General features: G+C 72.2%; 20 protein-coding genes. 9 read left to right on the top strand and 11 right to left on the bottom strand.

Annotated elements, in window-relative coordinates:
* The first annotated feature begins 6 nt into the window (after positions 1-6).
* The 5 genes from ACLJQZ_RS39530 (at position 7) to ACLJQZ_RS39550 (ending at position 5,902) form a co-directional block, all read left to right on the top strand.
* Entirely contained in the window at positions 7-1,236 is a 1,230-nt protein-coding gene (locus tag ACLJQZ_RS39530) for a methyltransferase domain-containing protein (RefSeq protein WP_410625750.1), read from the top strand.
* Entirely contained in the window at positions 1,236-2,264 is a 1,029-nt protein-coding gene (locus ACLJQZ_RS39535; RefSeq protein ID WP_410625752.1) for a class I SAM-dependent methyltransferase, read from the top strand. Before ACLJQZ_RS39530 ends, ACLJQZ_RS39535 begins: the two co-directional genes overlap by 1 nt.
* An 11-nt stretch (positions 2,265-2,275) precedes the next feature.
* On the top strand, positions 2,276-3,262 hold the full coding sequence (gene rfbB, locus ACLJQZ_RS39540) for a dTDP-glucose 4,6-dehydratase (protein WP_410625754.1): 987 nt from the start codon (positions 2,276-2,278) through the stop codon (positions 3,260-3,262).
* Positions 3,263-3,327: 65 nt separating this feature from the next.
* Positions 3,328-4,644, top strand: coding sequence for a protein kinase domain-containing protein (locus ACLJQZ_RS39545; RefSeq protein WP_410625756.1), 1,317 nt, complete (start codon positions 3,328-3,330; stop codon positions 4,642-4,644).
* 316 nt (positions 4,645-4,960) lie between these two features.
* Positions 4,961-5,902, top strand: coding sequence for a hypothetical protein (locus ACLJQZ_RS39550; protein ID WP_410625758.1), 942 nt, complete (start codon positions 4,961-4,963; stop codon positions 5,900-5,902).
* 45 nt (positions 5,903-5,947) lie between these two features.
* Here the strand turns inward: ACLJQZ_RS39550 and ACLJQZ_RS39555 are convergent, their stop codons facing one another.
* Complete coding sequence (locus ACLJQZ_RS39555; RefSeq protein ID WP_410625760.1) at positions 5,948-6,688, bottom strand: nitronate monooxygenase; 741 nt, start codon at positions 6,686-6,688, stop codon at positions 5,948-5,950.
* Between the two features lie 125 nt (positions 6,689-6,813).
* Between ACLJQZ_RS39555 and ACLJQZ_RS39560 the strand changes: the two genes are divergently transcribed.
* Both ACLJQZ_RS39560 and ACLJQZ_RS39565 read left to right on the top strand, forming a co-directional pair.
* Positions 6,814-7,398: a nitroreductase family protein gene (locus ACLJQZ_RS39560; protein WP_410625762.1), complete on the top strand. Its 585-nt coding sequence runs from the start codon at positions 6,814-6,816 to the stop codon at positions 7,396-7,398.
* A gap of 135 nt (positions 7,399-7,533) precedes the next feature.
* Complete coding sequence (locus ACLJQZ_RS39565) at positions 7,534-8,031, top strand: hypothetical protein (RefSeq protein WP_410625764.1); 498 nt, start codon at positions 7,534-7,536, stop codon at positions 8,029-8,031.
* Between the two features lie 322 nt (positions 8,032-8,353).
* Here the strand turns inward: ACLJQZ_RS39565 and ACLJQZ_RS39570 are convergent, their stop codons facing one another.
* Positions 8,354-8,716, bottom strand: coding sequence for an STAS domain-containing protein (locus tag ACLJQZ_RS39570; RefSeq protein ID WP_410625766.1), 363 nt, complete (start codon positions 8,714-8,716; stop codon positions 8,354-8,356).
* A gap of 163 nt (positions 8,717-8,879) precedes the next feature.
* Between ACLJQZ_RS39570 and ACLJQZ_RS39575 the strand changes: the two genes are divergently transcribed.
* Positions 8,880-9,830 carry a methanogen output domain 1-containing protein gene (locus ACLJQZ_RS39575; RefSeq protein ID WP_410625768.1) on the top strand — a complete coding sequence of 317 codons (951 nt, stop codon included), beginning with the start codon at positions 8,880-8,882 and terminating at the stop codon, positions 9,828-9,830.
* A 185-nt stretch (positions 9,831-10,015) separates the two neighbouring features.
* Here ACLJQZ_RS39575 and ACLJQZ_RS39580 read toward each other — a convergent pair whose 3' ends face one another.
* From ACLJQZ_RS39580 to ACLJQZ_RS39615, 8 genes are all read right to left on the bottom strand, one after another.
* Positions 10,016-11,563 carry a SpoIIE family protein phosphatase gene (locus ACLJQZ_RS39580; RefSeq protein ID WP_410625770.1) on the bottom strand — a complete coding sequence of 516 codons (1,548 nt, stop codon included), beginning with the start codon at positions 11,561-11,563 and terminating at the stop codon, positions 10,016-10,018.
* Positions 11,560-13,320: an ATP-binding protein gene (locus ACLJQZ_RS39585; protein ID WP_410625772.1), complete on the bottom strand. Its 1,761-nt coding sequence runs from the start codon at positions 13,318-13,320 to the stop codon at positions 11,560-11,562. The genes ACLJQZ_RS39580 and ACLJQZ_RS39585 overlap by 4 nt, the downstream gene beginning before the upstream one ends.
* Complete coding sequence (locus ACLJQZ_RS39590) at positions 13,317-14,348, bottom strand: SpoIIE family protein phosphatase (RefSeq protein WP_410625774.1); 1,032 nt, start codon at positions 14,346-14,348, stop codon at positions 13,317-13,319. The genes ACLJQZ_RS39585 and ACLJQZ_RS39590 overlap by 4 nt, the downstream gene beginning before the upstream one ends.
* A complete protein-coding gene (locus ACLJQZ_RS39595; RefSeq protein ID WP_410625776.1) occupies positions 14,345-14,755 on the bottom strand; it encodes an anti-sigma regulatory factor in 411 nt (136 codons plus the stop codon). Before ACLJQZ_RS39595 ends, ACLJQZ_RS39590 begins: the two co-directional genes overlap by 4 nt.
* Entirely contained in the window at positions 14,752-15,162 is a 411-nt protein-coding gene (locus ACLJQZ_RS39600; protein WP_410625778.1) for an STAS domain-containing protein, read from the bottom strand. The genes ACLJQZ_RS39595 and ACLJQZ_RS39600 overlap by 4 nt, the downstream gene beginning before the upstream one ends.
* Positions 15,162-16,016 (bottom strand): STAS domain-containing protein, encoded by an 855-nt coding sequence (locus ACLJQZ_RS39605; protein WP_410625780.1) that lies wholly within the window; start codon positions 16,014-16,016, stop codon positions 15,162-15,164. The genes ACLJQZ_RS39600 and ACLJQZ_RS39605 overlap by 1 nt, the downstream gene beginning before the upstream one ends.
* Before the next feature lie 260 nt (positions 16,017-16,276).
* Positions 16,277-16,666, bottom strand: coding sequence for a PaaI family thioesterase (locus ACLJQZ_RS39610; RefSeq protein ID WP_410625782.1), 390 nt, complete (start codon positions 16,664-16,666; stop codon positions 16,277-16,279).
* Positions 16,663-17,238 carry a TetR/AcrR family transcriptional regulator gene (locus tag ACLJQZ_RS39615; protein ID WP_410625784.1) on the bottom strand — a complete coding sequence of 192 codons (576 nt, stop codon included), beginning with the start codon at positions 17,236-17,238 and terminating at the stop codon, positions 16,663-16,665. The genes ACLJQZ_RS39610 and ACLJQZ_RS39615 overlap by 4 nt, the downstream gene beginning before the upstream one ends.
* 78 nt (positions 17,239-17,316) lie before the next feature.
* Between ACLJQZ_RS39615 and ACLJQZ_RS39620 the strand changes: the two genes are divergently transcribed.
* Positions 17,317-17,487, top strand: a complete 171-nt coding sequence (locus ACLJQZ_RS39620) for a hypothetical protein (RefSeq protein ID WP_410625786.1) — start codon at positions 17,317-17,319, stop codon at positions 17,485-17,487.
* On the opposite strand, the gene ACLJQZ_RS39625 is transcribed toward ACLJQZ_RS39620, so the two are convergent.
* The gene (locus tag ACLJQZ_RS39625) at positions 17,488-17,763 is read right to left on the bottom strand and encodes a nitroreductase/quinone reductase family protein (RefSeq protein WP_410625788.1); all 276 of its coding nucleotides are present in this window, start codon (positions 17,761-17,763) and stop codon (positions 17,488-17,490) included. It abuts the gene before it with no gap.
* Between the last annotated feature and the right edge of the window lie 206 nt (positions 17,764-17,969).

The following is a 17,969-nucleotide window of genomic DNA, read 5'->3' on the forward strand; positions in this document are numbered from 1 at the left end:
GTGAGCATGTCGAACACAGCCGAATGCCGGATCTGCGGCGGCACGGTCGAAGAGTTCTTCGACTTCGGGCGCCAGCCGCTTTCCGACGCCTTCGTCGCGCCCGGTGCGGACCCGGAGAAGGAGTTCTTCTTCCGCCTCGCCGTCGGCCTGTGCGGCGGGTGCACGATGGTGCAGCTGATGGAGGAGGTGCCCCGCGAGGCGATGTTCCACGAGGAGTACCCGTACTACTCCTCGGGTTCGGTGGTGATGCGCGGTCACTTCGAGGACCTCGCCAAGCACCTGATCGCCACCGAGCTCACCGGCGACGACCCGTTCGCCGTCGAGATGGGCTGCAACGACGGCATCATGCTCAAGACCCTGGCCGACTCCGGCATCCGGCACCTGGGCGTCGAGCCCTCCGGTGGCGTCGCCGACGTCGCGGCGTCGAAGGGCGTGCGCGTGCGCAAGTCGTTCTTCGAGGAGTCGACCGCGCGCGAGATCCTCGCCGAGGACGGCCCGGCCGACGTCATCTACGCGGCCAACACCCTGTGCCACATCCCGTACATGGACTCGATCCTCGACGGCGTCAAGGCGCTGCTGAAGCCGACCGGCGTGTTCGTCTTCGAGGACCCGTACCTGGGCGAGATCGTGCGGCGCACGTCGTTCGACCAGATCTACGACGAGCACTTCTACTTCTTCACCCTGCGCTCGGTGCAGCAGATGGCCCAGCGCCACGGCCTCGAGCTCGTCGACGCGCAGCGCCTCGACGTCCACGGCGGCGAGGTGCGCTACACGCTGGCGCCGGCCGGGTCCCGGACGCCGTCGGCGGCCGTCCACGAGCTGCTCGCCGAGGAGCAGGCCGCCGGGCTGCACGAGCGCGCGACGCTGGAAGCGTTCGGCGCGAAGGTGCTGCAGGTCAAGGAAGACCTCGTCACCCTGCTGCGCAAGGCGAAGGACGAGGGCAAGCGCGTCGTCGCCTACGGCGCCACGGCGAAGAGCGCGACCATCGCCAACCTGTGCGGCCTCGGCCCGGACCTCGTCGAGTTCGTCTGCGACACCACGCCGGCCAAGCAGAACCGGCTCACCCCGGGCACGCACATCCCGGTGAAGCCGGCCGCCGCGTTCTCGGACCCCTACCCCGACTACGCGCTGCTGTTCGCGTGGAACCACGCCGACGAGATCATGGCCAAGGAGCAGGCGTTCCGCGACGCCGGCGGCCAGTGGATCCTCTACGTGCCGACGGTCCGGCTGGTCTGATGACCGAGACCACGACGTTCCCGCTCTCCTGGATCGGCGACTGGGCGCCGGAGCCGATCCCGGGCGGCGCGGCGGGCATCTTCAACTCGGCCGTGGCGGCGTTCGCCGTCGCCACGGCCTGGGAGGCCGGCGTCCTCGACGCGCTCGACGGGGGCGGCACCCTGGACGTGCCGGAGTTCTGCGCGCGCCGGGACCTGCACGAGCCGTCGATCCGGAGCGTGTTCGCGGCGCTGGCCTCGGTCGGCATCGTGGTGCGCGAGGGGGACGCCGTCGTGGCCGGCCCGGAGTTCGCCGAGGTGTACCGGGCCAAGGCGTTCTTCCACTGGCTCACCATCGGCTGCGGCGAGCTGTTCGCGAACATGCCCCGGATCGTCCGCAACGCCGAGCGCACCGGCGACTTCTTCCGGCGCGACGCGGCGGCCATCGGGTTCGCCTGCCGGGACATCAACCGGCAGGCGTTCGACCCGGTGTTCGCCGACGCCCTGGCGGACCTGGACTTCCCGGTGACCAAGGTGGCCGACCTCGGCTGCGGCAGCGGCGGCCGGCTGGTCGACCTGGCCCGCCGGTTCCCGGGCGTGCGGGGGGTCGGCGTCGACATCGCCCCGGCGGTGCTGCGCTCGGCGGCGTCGAACACCGAAGCCGAGGGACTGAGCTTCGAGTTCGTCGAGGCGGACGTCCGCGCGCTGGGGCCGTCACCGCGCTTCGAAGGCGTCGAACTGCTGACGTGCTTCATGATGGGCCACGACTTCTGGCCGCGGGAGCGCTGCGTGGCGACCCTGCGGATGCTGCGCGAGGCGTTCCCGGACGCGCGCCGGTTCCTGCTCGGCGACACCGCGCGCGTCGAAGGCGTGCCGGACCGCGAGAAGCCCGTGTTCACCCTGGGGTTCGAGACCGCGCACGACCTGATGGGCGTCGACCTGCCGACGCTCGCGCAGTGGGACGGCGTGTTCGCCGAGAGCGGCTGGCGCCTGCTGCGCGCCCGGCCGGTCGAGGTGCCCGCCGCGTCCGTGATCTTCGAACTGGCCTGAGAGGGGACGACATGCGGGTCCTGGTGACCGGCGGAGCGGGTTTCATCGGCTCGAACTACGTCCGGCGGGTGCTGTCCGGGGACTACCCCGCGCTGGCCGACGCCGAGGTGACGGTGCTCGACAAGCTGACCTACGCCGGGAACCGGGCGAACCTCGCCCCGGTGGCCGGCAGCGAGCGGCTGACGTTCGTCGAAGGCGACATCTGTGACGCTTCGGTCGTAGCGGACGTGATGCGCGGCGTCGACCTCGTGGTGCACTTCGCCGCGGAGTCCCATGTGGACCGGTCGATCGCCGGGTCGGGCGACTTCGTGCTGACGAACGTCCTCGGCACGCACACGCTGCTCGAAGCGGCGTTGCGCGCCGGGACCGGCAAGTTCGTGCACGTGTCCACCGACGAGGTGTACGGCTCGATCGACGACGGCTCGTGGCCGGAGGAGCACCCGCTGGAGCCGAACTCGCCGTACTCGGCGGCGAAGGCGTCGTCGGACCTGCTGGCCCGGGCGTACTTCCGCACGCACGGCCTGCCGGTGTGCGTGACGCGGTGCTCGAACAACTACGGGCCGTACCAGTTCCCGGAGAAGGTCGTCCCGCTGTTCGTCACCAACCTGCTCGACGGCGAGCAGGTGCCGCTCTACGGCGACGGCCTGAACGTGCGCGACTGGCTGCACGTCGACGACCACTGCCAGGGCATCCAGCTCGTCGCCGAGGCGGGCCGGCCGGGCGAGGTGTACAACATCGGCGGCGGGACCGAGCTGAGCAACCTGGACCTGACCGGCCGGCTGCTGGACGCGGCCGGTGTGGGCTGGGACCGCGTCCGCCGGGTCGAGGACCGCAAGGGGCACGACCGGCGGTACTCCGTGGACATCTCGAAGATCAGCACCGAGCTGGGGTACGCGCCGCAGGTGAAGTTCGACGACGGCCTGGCCGCGACGGTGGCCTGGTACACCGCGAACCGGTCCTGGTGGGAGCCGCTGAAGGAACGAGCCGCCGAAAGGTGAAGACGTTTCGGGCCGGGGTCGGCTATGTTGGCCTCTTCGGTCGACGTGCTGGGGGGTCGGAGGCGGTGGAAGGTGCGGGCCGGTACGACCTCGTGACCGAGCGGCGGTTCCTGAACCCGCTCGAAACCGAGGCCGACACGGGCCGCGCGCCCGCGGTGGTCGGTGATCGGTACGAGCTGGGCGAGCTGCTCGGCAGCGGCGGCACCGCCCGCGTCTACCGGGCCCGCGACCGCGACGCCGGCACCGAGTGCGCCGTCAAGCTGTTCCACCGCAACGCCGCCGCCACCCTCGGCCCCCGCCGCGCCCGCGAAACGGCGATCCTGCAGGGCCTCGACCACCCAGGGGTCGTCGGCCTGCACGACGCCGGCCTGGAGGACGGCCGCGCGTACCTCGTGATGCAGCTGGTCGAGGGCGAGGACCTGGCCGAGCGCCTGCTCACCGGGCCGCTCGGCCTCGACGAGATCACGGCCGCGGCCCTGCGGCTGGCCGACGCGCTGGCCCACGTGCACGAGCGCGGCGTCATCCACCGCGATCTCAAGCCGGGCAACGTGCTGCTCGGCGCGGACGGCGCGATGATAACCGACTTCGGCGTCGCGTACCTGCTGGACACCACGCGCGTCACGGCGGTCGGCTCGGTCGCCGGGACCGCGGCGTACATGGCGCCGGAGCAGGTCCTCGGCGAGCCGGTGGGCCCGCCCGCCGACGTCTACGCGCTGGGCCTGGTGCTCATCGAAGCCGTGACGGCCGAACGTGAGTACGCCGGGCCGCGCGTCGAGGCCGCGCTCGCCCGGCTGAGCAGGCAACCCCGCATCCCGGAAGGCCTGCCGGACGAGCTTTCCCAGGTGCTGCACCTGATGACGGCCCGCGACCCGGCGTTGCGCCCGACCGCCGCCGAGGTCGTGCGGGCGCTGTCGGGGGCGTCGTCGCAACCACTGCCGTCCGAGCCGCTGCCGTCCGGCCTGGTGACACCGCCTTCGTTGCCGGCGTCCCGCCGCAAGCGCGGCGTGGTCGCGGCGGCCGTCCTGTCGCCGGTGGCCGCCGGGCTGGTGCTGGTCGCGCTGGTGACGGGCAGCGGCCGGGTGACCGACAGCCTGCACTCACCGTCCGACCCCGACCCCGGCCGGATCCCGGCCACGTCGTTCGCCCCGGCGCCCTCGTCCATCGTGATCCTCACCCCGGTCGGTTCGGACGTGGTTTCCCCGCCGGGCGACGGGAAAGCGCCTTCCGGCGGCACCGCGGCGGCCGTCCAGGCACCCCCGCCGTCGATGACGACGGTGACGTCGACCGCCACCCGCGGCCCGCACCGCCCGCTCCACCACCACACCCCGCTGAAGTCGCACGCGACCAAGGCGATCCCCTCGGGCAAAGCCAAAGCCCGGTAGCACCGTGCGTCCAACGCACCCAATGTGGCGTTGGGTGCGTGTGGTGCACCCAATGTGGCGTTGGGTGCGTCCAATGCACCCAATGCACCCAATGCACCCAATGCACCCAATGCACCCAATGCACCCAATGCACCCAATGTGGCGTTGGGTGCGTCCAATGCACCCAATGTGGCGTTGGGTGCGTCCAACGCACCCAACGCCACATTGGGGCGCTTGGGGCGCGTGTGGCCGGGCTCACGCCGGTACGCGGAAACTCGTGGCCGTCGGAGGCCGGGATCGCCGAGCGCGTCCGGACGGTTACCGGGAGCATGGAGGCATGGCGCGACGTCTGGCTGCGGCCCTCCTCCTGGTGGCACTGTCCCCGTTCGTCGCCGAGTTCCTGCTCGGCGACCAGTACCTCAGCGGCACCCCGCGACCCGGGCAGCAGTTCGGCCAGTTCGGCATGTTCGTCGCCTTCTACGGCAGTGGCGCGCTGCTCATCCGCGAGATCGCCCGGCACCTGAACCGCGGCTGGCCGACGATCCTCACCCTGAGCCTCGCGTTCGGCCTGCTCGAAGAAGGCCTGCTGACGCAGTCGCTGTTCAACCCGGACTACCTCGGCATCCGCGTGCTCGACGCCGGGCACATCCCGGCGCTGGGGATCGGCGCGCCGTGGACGGTGTACGTGCTGACGCTGCACGTCGTGTGGAGCATGGGCACGCCGATCGCGATCACCGAGGCGCTGTTCGGGCGGGAACCGTGGCTGGGCAAGCTGGGCCTGGCGTTCTGGTCGGTCGTGTTCGTCCTCGGCTGCGCCGCCGAGTTCCTGATCTCGCTGCTGGTCGGGCCCGCGCCGTTCATGTCGGCGCCGGCCCAGCTGATCGTGGCCGGCCTGATCGTGGCCGGGCTGGTGGTGCTGGCGATCCGCGGCTTCCGCAAGCCGCCGCGTGCCGCGCCGAAGGGCAACCGCTGGGCCGGGTTCGCGGTCGGCTTGGTCGCCGGCACGGGCGTGCAGCTGCTGGAACGCTGGGAGTCGATCTCGCCGTGGCTGCTGGCCGCGCTGATGCTGGCGCTGGTCGTGGTGGCCGCGGTGGTCGTGCGGGCCCTGAACCCGCCGGCGTTCGCGCCGGCGGCGGGCACGCTGCTGACGTACTGCTGGGTCGGCCTCAACACCGCGATCGGCCAGGGCGTGGTGGCGATCGTCGAGCAGACGGTGCTGGTGGCCGTCGCGGTGGCGCTGCTGCTGGTGACGGCCCGCCGGACCACGGCGGAGTACTGAAGTCCACAGTGGACAGCGTCTGGCGGGACGCCGTCCAGTGTGGACTCAGGTGCCGGCCGGCTCGGTCAGCAGCGCGGCGTCGACGGCGCGTCGCATGGCCGCCGCGGTGGCGGGGCTGTCCCGCGCGGTCGCGATCGCGGTGTTGACGAGCACCGCGTCCGCCCCGAGCGCCAGCGCTTCCGAGGCCTGCCCGGGCGTGCCGAGCCCGCCCTCGGCGACGACCGGGACGTCGACGGATTCGATCACGCCTCGCACGGCGGCCGGGTCGAGGACGCCCCGCGCGCTCGCCACCGGCGACGCCATCACGCGCAGCGCCACGGCGCCGAGGTCGACCAGCCGCTTCGCCAGGCCGGCGTCGGGCCGGATGAACGGCAGCACCGAAAACCCGTCGCCGATCAGGGTTCTCGCCGCGGCGACGGTGGGTTCGCCGTCGGGCAGGTTGTCCGGCGTGCGGACGTCCAGCTTGATCACCTCGATGCCGAACGCGTCGCGCAGTTTCTTCGCGGTGTCCACCGCTTCCGCCGCCGAGTAGGCGAACGAGGTCGTCCCGATCCAGCCGTACCGGGTGAGGTCCATCGCCTCGTCGAGGTCCGAGAGCAGCAGGCTCGCCCGGTCCCCGGTGGGGTCGTAGGTGGTGATGAAGACGTCGCAGCCGCCGGCGGCCAGGACGTCGGCGACGAGCCGGGGGTCGGCGTACTGCTCGATCCCGACGATCAGCCGGGAGGTGAAGGAGACCCCGCCGGCCACCAGCCAGGGGGTGTTCACCGGTCTGTTCGCGTCGTGCACGATCCTCCTCGCAGATCGATGACTTCGACACCGGCGGCCGCCGGCGCCTCTGACCGAGGATGCCGCATCCTGGTCTGGACCAATAAAGCGGCCCTCTCCGAACGGGTTTCGCTAGAGTCGCAACCATGGATTTCCAAGACGTGGTACGGCGTCGGCGCATGGTCCGGGAGTTCGGCCCGGAGCCGGTACCCGCCGGGAGCCTGGAGCGCGTCCTCGACAACGCCACGCGCGGTCCGTCCGCCGGGTTCTCGCAGGGACAGGCGTTCCTGGTCCTCGAAGGCGACGCGCTGGAGCGCTTCTGGACGGTGGGGCTGGACGCCGTCCAGGACTCGGTGCGCACCGCGCCGCTGGTGATCGTGCCGCTGTCGTGCAAGCGGGTGTACCTGGACCGCTACGCCGAACCGGACAAGGGCTGGACCGACCGCGACGAGTCGCGGTGGCCGGTGCCGTTCTGGCACATCGACACCGGGATGGCGGCGCTGCTGATCCTGCAGACCGCCGTCGACGAGGGCCTGGGCGCGCTGTACTTCGGGATCGTCCCCGAGCAGGTGGCCCCGTTCCGCGCGCTGTACGGCGTGCCGGACGACCAGGAGCCGATCGGCGCCATCGCCATCGGGTACCCGGCGGAGACCGTCCCGGTCGACCGGGAGCGGTTCAAGCGGCGCCGGAAGCCGCCGGCCGACGTCGTGCACCGCGGCCGCTGGAGCTGACGCCCGGTCCCCGAGACCGTGGAATCCGTAGCGGCCCGTGTCGCCGCCGTCGCTTTCCGGCGTCCGGTTGCGCCGGTCGAGTCGGCCTTTCGCATTCAGCTAGCGAGGGCCAAACGGCCGTGCCAAATTGATCCCATGAGCGAATACCCGAGTTATCCGGCTTCGTCCGACCCATCCGCTTCGAGCGCCGCCGCCCCGGCCCGGCCGAGCACCATCGAGGTCTCGTTCTGGGCGTTCATCGCCTCCACAGTGGTCAGCCTGATCGGCGGCATCCTGGTCTTCGGCAACAGAGACGCCCTGACCACCGCCACCCGCGACGCCAGCAGGCAGAACGGCACCGGCCTGACCGAGGCGCAGATCGACCAGGCCGTCACCATCGGCCTCGTCGTGGCGGTGGTGATCGCGGTCGTGATCGCGCTGCTGTACCTGCTGTTCGCCTTCAAGCTCCGCGCCGGCCGCAACTGGGCCCGCATCGTGCTGACGGTGATCACGGTGCTCCAGGTCTTGTCGGTCCTGGTCGGCCAGAGCACGTGGGTCACGTACGTGAGCGTCCTCGCCGCGGTGGTCGGCGTGGTGTTCTCGTTCCTGGCCCCGTCGAGCGCCTACATCAACGCGAGGAAAGCCGTCCGCTGACCCCGCGGGCCGCGCCGTTTCGCCCGGCGGCGCGGCCTGGGGTCGCCCGGCTCAGCCGATGGCCGCTCGGGTCTGCGTTCCGGCGGCGCGGCGGCCGCGGACTGGCGAGGTGTCGGCCGTCGGTGCGGTTCGCCAGGTGCTCCCGGCGGGCGATTGCACCGGCGCCAGGCCGGTGCGGCTGACCCCGCCGGTTCGTCAGGGCCGGGCTGACCGCCGAGGCAGTTCACCAGACCAGCTTGATCCCGGCGCCGACACCCCGCAACGCGACGCGCTGCTGAACTCGTCCGGCAGCTTCCCGAGGAGGCAGCGGCGCTGGTGACGCTCAGCCGATGGCCGCTCGGGCGGCTTCGACGTCCGGGTGGATCTCCAGCATGTCGGCCAGCCCCAGCAGCGAGATCGGCCGGAGTACCGCGCGCTGGCGGGTGACGAGGACGAACCTCGTGCCGGCCGCGTCGGCGGCGCGGTGGGCGTGGATCAGCGCCGTCAGCCCGGTGGAGTCGCAGAACGTCACGTCGGTCAGGTCGGCGATCACCGGGGCCCCGGACTCGATCGCCGTCGCCAGCCGGTCGCGTAGCTCGCCGGAGACGGACGCGTCGATTTCGCCGGCCGCCTTGAGCACCGTCGCGGCGCCGGTGGACGTCAGCTCGAGCGCGAAGTTGACGCGGGCTGGCGGGCCTTCGATCACGGGGGACTCCTCCGGGGGTCAGCGTGGAACCACGCATGGCGGAACCACGGCTGGGGTCTCAACCGTATCGATACGACCGTAGCAGCCGGGGCCGTCGGCGGCACCGCTCCGGACGCCGCGAGGCCGCGTACGGTGTGGGGGCGGCGACTGAGGAGGTCCTGGCGTGGATTGGTTCCTTGACCGGCAGGACCGCGCCTCCGCGTCGCTGCTGCGCCGCGAGATCACCGGCTACCTCAGCCGTCACGCGGTCGACCAGGCCGAGCAGATCGACGACGCCGCGTTGATCGTGGCGGAGCTGCTCGCGAACGCCTACGACCACGGCCGCGGCGACATCTGGGTCTCGCTCCAGTGGACCGAGGTCCGGCCGGTACTCGAAGTGCACGACATGGGCGAGGCGTTCACGCTGCCGCGGGAGGCGCCGTCGGCGGAGCAGTACCGCGGGCGTGGCCTGTGGCTCGTGTCGCAGTTCTCCTCCGAGTTCGCGGTGGCCGCGAAGCGCGCCGGCGGGAAGTTCGTGCGCTCGGTACTGCCCGTGGTCCGGCCGGTGGAGCCGACGCTCGACCTGCCCGCGCGCCGCGTCAGCCCGCTGCCCGCCATGTCCGAGGCCCGCCCCGAGGGCGGGTTCGGCCGCGAAAGCTTCCTGCGCGCTTTGGTCGTCCAGTTGTCGACGGCCATCGAGCAGCAGCAGGGCCCGGAAGCCGCGCAGCGCGCGATCGCCCAGGTCGCGGCCGACATCGGCGGTCAGATGGAGCAGGAGTACCGCGACGCCATCGCCACGCGGGCGGCCCAGCTGGCGCCCGAGCAGATCGCCGAGTGCCTGGTCCGGCTGAAGGCGGCGATCGGCGGCACGTTCCAGGTCGTCGAGATCACCGGCGACCGCCTGGTGTTCGTCAACTCCGACTGCCCGTTCGGCGCGGCGGTGCGCCAGTCGCCGTCGTTGTGCCGCATGACCTCGTCGGTGTTCGGCGGCATCGCGGCCCGCAACGTCGGCGAGTCGGCGGTGACCCTGGAGGAGCGCATCGCGGTCGGCGATCCGCAGTGCCGGGTGGTGGTCCACCTGGGCGCGGCGGCGGCGAAGGCGGAGAACGCGCACCGCTACACCGCGACCGCCTGATCTTTCGGCGGCGCCGGGAGCCCGGCGGTGGGGATCGAGGCGGCGACCGGGCAAGTGCGAGGGCCGAGAGTCGAGGCCGTCAGTTCGCCGTGGCCAGCCGTTCGAGGCAAAGCCTCGCCGAACCTGATCGAGGTTCCTCGTAGATCTGCATCTCCCGGGCCGCTTCGTCCCAAGCTCGCCAGGTCTCAGCGTCGCCGGAAGGCCAGCAGCGCGATGTCGTCCTCCGCGGCTTCGCCGAAGCGGTCCAGCAGCGTGTCGCACAGCCTTTCCAGATCCGCGTCGTGGGTGACCGCCGTGCGGAGCAGGTCCATGCCGTCGTCGATGACGCGGCCGCGGCGCTCGATCAGGCCGTCCGTGACCAGCAGCATCAGCGCCCCGTGGTCGAGGGTCAGGGCCGTCGCCGGCGGGCGGGGCAGGCCGATGCCGAGCAGCGGGCCGTCGATCTCGATGTACCGGGCCCCGGCCGCGTCGGCCAGCAGTGGCGGGATGTGGCCCGCGCTGGCGATCTCCAGCGCGCCCGACGCGGGGTCGAGCACGACCAGGCAGAGCGTGGTGAGGCTGCGCGGGTGGTACCGGCGCAGCATGGCGTCGAGCAGGTGCAGGATCTCGACCGGCCCGTGCCCCTCCACCGCGTACGCGCGCAGGGCGTGCCTGACCTCGCCCATCACCGTGGCCGCCTCGATTGAGTGCCCGACGACGTCGCCGACGGCGATCAGCAGGCGGCCGCCGATGTCGGAGACCTCGTAGAAGTCGCCGCCGATCTCCGCGTTGTCGCTCGCGGGGGCGTAGCGGGCGGCCATCTCCAGTTCGGGCCGGGCCGGGAGCTCGCGGGGCAGCAGGCTCTGCTGCAGCGTCAGCGCGAGCTGGTGCTCTTCGGAGAACGTCCGCATCGCCTCGCACGCCAGCGCGGTCGCCTGGCCCAGCTGCAGCAGCAGGTTGCGGTCGTCCTCGGACCGGATCCCGCGCGCCGCCACGGTGATCGCGACGGGCAGCCGCGACGGGTTCGGGTAGGCCAGCGCCACCAGCGAAAGCCCGTCCGGGGACGGGAAGACCGAGGACGCCGGCGCGTCGGCGGACACCGTGTTGGTGGCCTGCTCCAGCGCGCGCGGGGTGTCCGCGTGGACGACCGGGACCTCGGCGGCGTCCTCGGTGGTGGCGGAGCGCACCAGGCCGCGGTGGCTCGCGCTGACGACCGAGGCCGGCCCCCCGAAGATCGTCGCCGCCCCGGTGGCGGCCGCGGCGAGGACGTCGTCGAACGTGCGGGCGCTGTTCATCGCGAGGGTGGCGCGGGTCAGCCGGCCCAGCCGCAGCGCCAGCCGCTCGGCGCGGGTGCGGGCCCGGTAGTACCGCAGGGCGGCCTCGACGGTGGCCACCAGCTCACCGGGGTCGACCGGCTCGATCAGGTAACCGTCCGCGCCGCGGTCGAGGCCGGTGGTGCGGTCCTGGACCTCGATGGCCGTCGCGGAGATGTGGATCACCGGCATCGCGGCCGTGCGGGGGTCGCCCTTGATCCGCTCGCAGATGTCGAACCCGCTCATGTCCGGCAGGTGGACGTCCAGCAGGACGATGTCCAGCTCCTCGGCCGCGATGGCGGTCAGCGCCTCCTGGCCGGTGCGGGCCTCGGTGACGCGGTAGCCGTTGCGGCGCAGCCAGCTGCTGGTCAGGTACCGGCTGGCCTCGAGGTCGTCCACGACCAGGATGCTGGCCCGGCCGGGCTCGACTGGGGAATTCATCTGGGCACCGTCCTGGCCACGACCGCGAATGCTTCACCGATGGCGAGTCTGAGGGTTTCCGGCGTGACCTGCGACTTGAGCAGCAGGCCCGCCCCGAGACCGGCCCCGGTCAGGTCCAGTCCTTCCGGTGCCGCCGAGGTGACAACGACGACCGGGATGTCCCGCAGACCGGGCTTGTCCCGCAGCACCTGGAGCACCTCCTTGCCGTTCATCCCGGGCATGAACAGGTCGAGGAAGATCAGGCCCGGCCGGTATCCGTCGAGGGCTTCGATCGCCGCCCGCCCGTCCGCGGCGTGCCGGACGTCGGCGGCGATGCCGTGGACCAGGCGGTCGAGCCGGTCCCGGAAGTCGGCGTCGTCGTCCACGATGAGCAGCGAGTCGACGCGGGCGGGCGTCGCCCGGCCCGGGTCGGGGCGCGGCACCCGGAGCACGACGGTGGTGCCGCGGCCGTGCTCGCTGGACAACGTCAAGCCGCCGCCCAGGATCTCCGCGAGCCGGCGGGCGTACGGCAGGCCGAGCCCGGTGCCGGTGGAAGCGATCTGCAGGTCGCTGTGGACCTGGTGGAACTCCTCGAAGACGCGGTCCTGCTGGTCCGCCGGGATGCCGATGCCGGTGTCGGAGACGGTGAACCGGACGTCCTCGTCGTCGGCGTCGATCCTCAGCCGGACCTCGCCGCGTTCGGTGAACTTGAGGCTGTTGGACAGCAGGTTGCGCAGGATGCGCACGAGCATCGTCTCGTCGGTGACCACCGGCGGTGCCGGGTCGGGCTCCTCGATCACCAGCTCGACCTCGGGCGAGGGCACCGTCGAGCGCAGGGCGCCCCGCAGCTGGAGGCAGACGGCGGTCAGGTCGACCTGGACCGGCTGCGCGACCAGCCGGCCGGACTCGGCCTTCGCGGTGTCGAGCAGCTCGTTGACCAGGGAAAGCAGCGTCGAGCCCGCGTCGCCGACCAGGCTCACCTGACGGCGTTGATCCTCGGTGAGCGGGTCGGCGCCGGGGCCGGTCAGCAGGCGCGCGAGGCCGATGACGGAGTTGATCGGCCCCCGCAGCTCGTGGCTGATGTTGGACCAGAACCGGGTCTTCGCCTCGCTGGCCGCCTTGAGCTGGCTCGACTTCTCGTTCAGCTCGGCGTAGAGCGCGACGACGCCGCGGTTGGTCTCCTCGAGCTCCTCGGAAAGCTCCTTGTAGAGGGCGACGACACCGTGGTTGGTCTCCTCGAGCTCTTCGTTGAGCCGCGTCAGCTCCTTGCTCTTCGCTTCGAGACTCTCCAGTGTTTCGAGCAGCTCCTGGTTCTGCGCCCGCAGCTCGTCCATCGGGGTGCTCACCCCGCGCTGGGCCAGGATGCCGTGCAGCCGGTCGAGCTCGGCGTTGGTGAGGGGCCGTGCGGCGGGGGAGCGCAGCTTGTGCAGCGAGACGACGTTCCGGCCGGCCTCGTGGGTCACGTGCACGCCGTCCAACAGCCGCTCCGCGGTGTCCCGGCCCGTCGCGAGCAACGCCCCGGCCTCGGCGCCGGGCCAGCTGAACTCGACGGCGAGCGTGGGCGGCCCTTCCTTGAGCAGGAACCGGACGGTGGCCGTGGCCCCGGCGTGGACCAGATCACGGCCGATGTCGCTGAGCGCGGTGGCGATCCGGATCTGGTCCTGGCTCTCCAGGCCGATCGCGGCGGCCACTTCGCGGCCGCACCGGCGGATGGTGAACACGTCGGGTTCCGTGCCGACCGGCAGCCGGATCAGCTCTTCGCGCTGTCGGCCGGTCATGGGCGTGGTTTGGCGACCAAGACGCCGGCGTCGTCGTAGCGGGTCCCGGCATCGCGCATCAGCGCCGCCGCGATGCCGAGGGGGGTGGCGGCGAAGAGCTGCCTCCGGCCTTCGGCGCTCCACCTCTCGGTGAGCCCGTCGGAGTGCAGGACCACGGTCGCCCCCGCCGGCAGTGGGTAGTCGAACGCGCGGATCGTGCGGGCCTGGTGCCCGGCGACCCCGGGCGCCGAGATCATGCCGTGCTTGCGCCCGTCGGCCACGACCCAGCCGGCGATGTTGCCCAGGCCGGCGAACCGGACGGTACCGGCGGCGACGTCGACGTCCGCGACGGCGACCGCGCCGCCGCGGGTCCGGCGCAGGGCCTCGTGGATGTGCTTCACCACTGCCTCCGGCGGGTCGGTCGCGTGCTCGCGGAAAACGTCGGCGGCGGCGCGGGACGCCGCGGCCGCCAGCGGGCCGTGGCCCGATCCGTCACACATCATCAGCCGGAGCCGGCCGGGCTCACGGTGCACAGCGTAGGCGTCGCCGCAGACTTCTTCGCCGCCGATCGGCCGGGTGATCCCGGCCGTGTCCGTTTCGGGGATCTCGGCGAGCGGGCCGCGCTTGGGGTGGAACCGCGCGGTGACGACGGTGCCGTGGCCGGGCTCGGAGAGCACCGACGTCACGTCGGCGAGCCGGTGCACGGAGCCCAGCCCGAGGCCGAGCGTGCCCGTGGTGGACTCGCCGTCCCGGACCGCGGCGGTCACGTCGGCCATGCCGGGGCCCCGGTCGATCGCGACGACCTCGACGGCGGCCTGGCTGACGCCCCGGACGGACCGGATGACCACGACGCCTTCGACGGCGTGCTTGGTGAGGTTCGTCGCGAGCTCGGTGACGGCCAGCCCGATCTCGGCCACCCGGACCTCGCCGAAGCCGAGCTGGGCGGCGAGCGTGGCGGCGGCGCGCCGGGCCCGGCCGTGCGCCGTCTCGTCTTCGACCCGGAGCCAGGCGAAGTCCTCGGTGACCGGGAGGGATCCGGCGGTGGTCATCGGGCCCACTTGACGACGGTGATGTCCGTCCCGCGGCCGACCTCGGTGTCCAGGTCGAACTGGTCCACCAGGCGCCTCGCGCCGCCGAGCCCGAGGCCCATGCCCTTGCCGCTGCTCCAGCCGTCGGCCAGGGCGACGGTGACGTCCGGGATGCCGGGGCCGTCGTCGTGGAAGTGCGCCCGGACGCCCTTGCGGCGGCCGTCGGTGATCTCCTCGACGCGGGCCGTCCCGCCACCGCCGTAGATCAGGGTGTTGCGCGCGAGCTCGCTGGTGGCGGTGACCAGCTTGGTCTGGTCCACCAGGGACAGCTTGACCCGCAGCGCGTAGGCGCGGACGAGCTGGCGGACGCGGACGACGTCCTCGTCGGCCCGGATCACCTGCTCGTCCGTTCGGCCGGGGTCGGTCATCCCGCCACCGGAACGGGTTCCTCGTCCGGGCCGGCCGTGATCCCGGCGCGCCGGGCGGTGAGTGAGCCGAGCACCTTGATCCCGCGCTCGAGGTCGAGCGCCGTGCGCACGCCACCCAGCGTCAGGCCCAGCTCGACCAGCGTGATCGCCACGGCCGGGCGCATGCCGACGACGACGGTCTCGGCGTCGAACAGCTTCGACAGCGACGCGATGGTCGCGAACATCCGGCCGATGAACGAGTCGACGATCTCGACCGCGGAGATGTCGATGACCACCCCGGACGCGCCGGTCGTGCTGATCTTCTCCGCGAGATCCTCCTGCAGGGCCAGCACGCTCTGGTCCTGCAGGTCGATCTGGATGGAGACCAGCAGCATGTCGCCGATCTTCAGGATGGGGACCCGGTCCATCAGCGCGTCCGCTCGCGGGCACGGGTCACGACGACGCCGTCACGCTGCAGGGCGTGGCGGAGCGCGTCGGCCAGCGTGGCCTTGGTGGTGATGTCGCCGAACTCGATCCCGAGCGCGACGATGGTCTGGGCGATCTGCGGCCGGATGCCCGAGATGATGCATTCGGCGCCCATCAGCCGCGCCGCCACGACGGTCTTGAGCAAGTGCTGGGCGACCTGGGTGTCGACGGCGAGCACGCCGGTGATGTCGATGATCGCGTGCTCGGAGCCGGTCTCGACCAGCGCCTCCAGCAGCTTCTCCATCACCACCTGGGTGCGCGCGGAGTCGAGGGTGCCGACCAGCGGCACGGCCAGTACGCCTTCCCAGAGCTTCACCACCGGGGTGGTCAGCTCGAGCAGCTGCTCGGACTGCTCGCGGATGATCTCCTCGCGGGCGGCGGCGTAGGTCTCGAACGTCCACAGCCCGAGCGTGTCGAGCAGGCTCGAAAACGCCAGCACCTCGCGGAAGACCTGGGGGCTCTCGTCCTTCTCGGTCAGCTCGGAGACGGCCTGCTTGAGGGCGAAGATGCCCGCCGCGGTCTCGGACGGGCTGAATCCCTGACGGGCCCGGCTGCGGGAGAGGTCGGCCAGCTGCGCCTTGAGCTCGGTGAACTCGGGCCGGTCCAGACCACCGTCCAGGGTGATCACGGCGGTGACCGCGGTGTACAGCTCGCGCAGGTCACGCTCGAGCTCGGTGGTCGTCAGCCGCCCGCGCAACGCCGACCCGGCCAGCTCGGCCCAGCGGCCGACCAGCCGGTCGCGGTCCGTTTCGAACACCTCAGCCAGCCGGTGGGGCCGCCCGCTTTCCGCTACCACGGTTTCTCCTCGCGACGTGACTTGTGGTGCTGACAGTAGCCGGTCGCCCCGGCCGGGTTTCCCATCGCGAGGGGGTAATCCCGATGGGGGTACCCGCGCACCGCAGTTGGTGCACTTTTCACGAAAGGGGATCGGTGTGACCGGCTCGGTACCGGGATAATCCGGGGAAATGACGATGACCAGGGCCTACCGCGGCGGCGACCTGAAAGAGGAGGGTTTTCCGGCCGGGCGGTGATCGCCGCGGCGACCGGCTCTGACGACTAGCCGCGCAGCAGGACGAAACTCGCCCGCGCGACGGTCGTTCCCGCCGACGTCACCCGGCACGACGTGAAGACCGCGCGCCGGCCGACGCGGTCCACCGTCGTCGTCACTTCCAGCCAGCTGCCGACCGCGGCCGCCGAGAGGAAGTCGACCGTCGAGCTGACCGTGCGCACCACCGCGCCCTCGCCGATCGCGCGGCGAGCGGTGCGGCCGGCGGCGATGTCGGCCAGCGTCATCAGGAAGCCGCCGTGGGCCGTGCCGAGCGTGTTGCGGTGCTCCTCGCGGACGTGGACCCCGAGCACGCCGTCGTCGTTGACGTGCAGCGGTCCCACCAGTCCCGAGAACGGCGACGACTCCAGCACCACGAAGCCCGGCGGCGGGGTGCTCACCGGGCCGCCTGGAGGAGCCGGGCGAGGCGGTCGAGGTCGTCCTCGAGGTCGATCGACGGGTCGAGCAGCCATTGGGCCTGCAGGCCGTCGGACGCCGCGATCAGCACCCGCGCGGCGAAGTCCGCGTCGACCGGCGGCGTCTCGGGCCGCGGGGACCCGCGGAACTTGCGGGCGAGGATCTCGCGCAGCTCGCGGTAGCGGCGCGTGAAGAACCCGTGGGCCGCGTGCTCGGGGTCGGGCGCGGCCGCGGTCATCTCGAGGAAGAGCCGGACGAGGCCGGGCGTCTTGGCGGTGTGCGCGGTCCCGGCGGCGAGGTCGTCGAGGGGGCCGTCCGGGTCGAAACTCGCGCGGTCGGCCGCGTCGCGCTCGGCGAGGATCGCCACGAACAGCTCGTCGCGGGCCGGGAAGTAGTGCAGCAGCCCGCGTTCGCTCAGCCCGGTCCGCTTCGCGATGGCCCGCAGCGACGGCCCGGTGCTGTCGCTCTCGGCGTAGGCGGCCAGCGCCTCGCGGAGGATCTGCTGCCGCCGGGCGATCCCCTTGGCGTACGGGCCGCGACGTGTCGGTTCGGACATGTCCCGACGGTACCGGGAATCTGAAAACACAGCATCGCTGGGTTTTCGTGTACCGTCCCCGGTGCGAGGAGATCGACGATGATCGACGCGGCCGCCCCGGGCGCGGCGAGCCGCACCCTGCTCGCGGCCCTGCCGGCCGACGTCACCCCCGCGCCCAAGGTCGCCGTCTTCACCGCCTACGCCGTGGCCGGCCGGTGGTTCGCCTACTACGGCCAGAGCGACACGACCCTGGCGGTCGCGATCTGCTGATCACTGTCGTTCCAGGACCACGATGGGGATCTCGCGGCCGGCCGCTTTCGCCCGGTACTCCGGGAAGTGAGGCCAGAAGGTCTCCGCGATCAGCCACCACCGGTCTTTCTCCTCACCGTGCACTTCGCGCGCGCGGACGGCGTGGACGTCGTCGTGCTCGATCCGGACGTAGTTCCGGTCGCGCACCGGGCCGTACAGCGCGAGCGTCGGGATCGAGACGAAGGTGAGCAGGTGGAGCACGCCCGCGACGAGCGCGGTCTTCCTCGGTGAGTCCATCTTCCGCTCCCGCGGGGCTCGGTCGACGCCGCTGGGGCGGGGACCGGGCCCGGGGAGGCCGGCCGGCCTCCGGTGCGTCACGTTACGCGCGTGTGGCGCGGGTGGAAACGATCCGGGACCACCCGCCTGGCCGAGCGCGGGTGCGGTGCGCGCGCCTACGCTGGGGGCGCGCCCCGGACCCAGGCGACCGCGGTCGAACGGCCCGA

Origin of the sequence: Amycolatopsis sp. cmx-8-4 (assembly GCF_046548675.1) — a bacterium.
In the GTDB taxonomy this organism is placed as follows: Bacteria; Actinomycetota; Actinomycetes; order Mycobacteriales; family Pseudonocardiaceae; genus Amycolatopsis.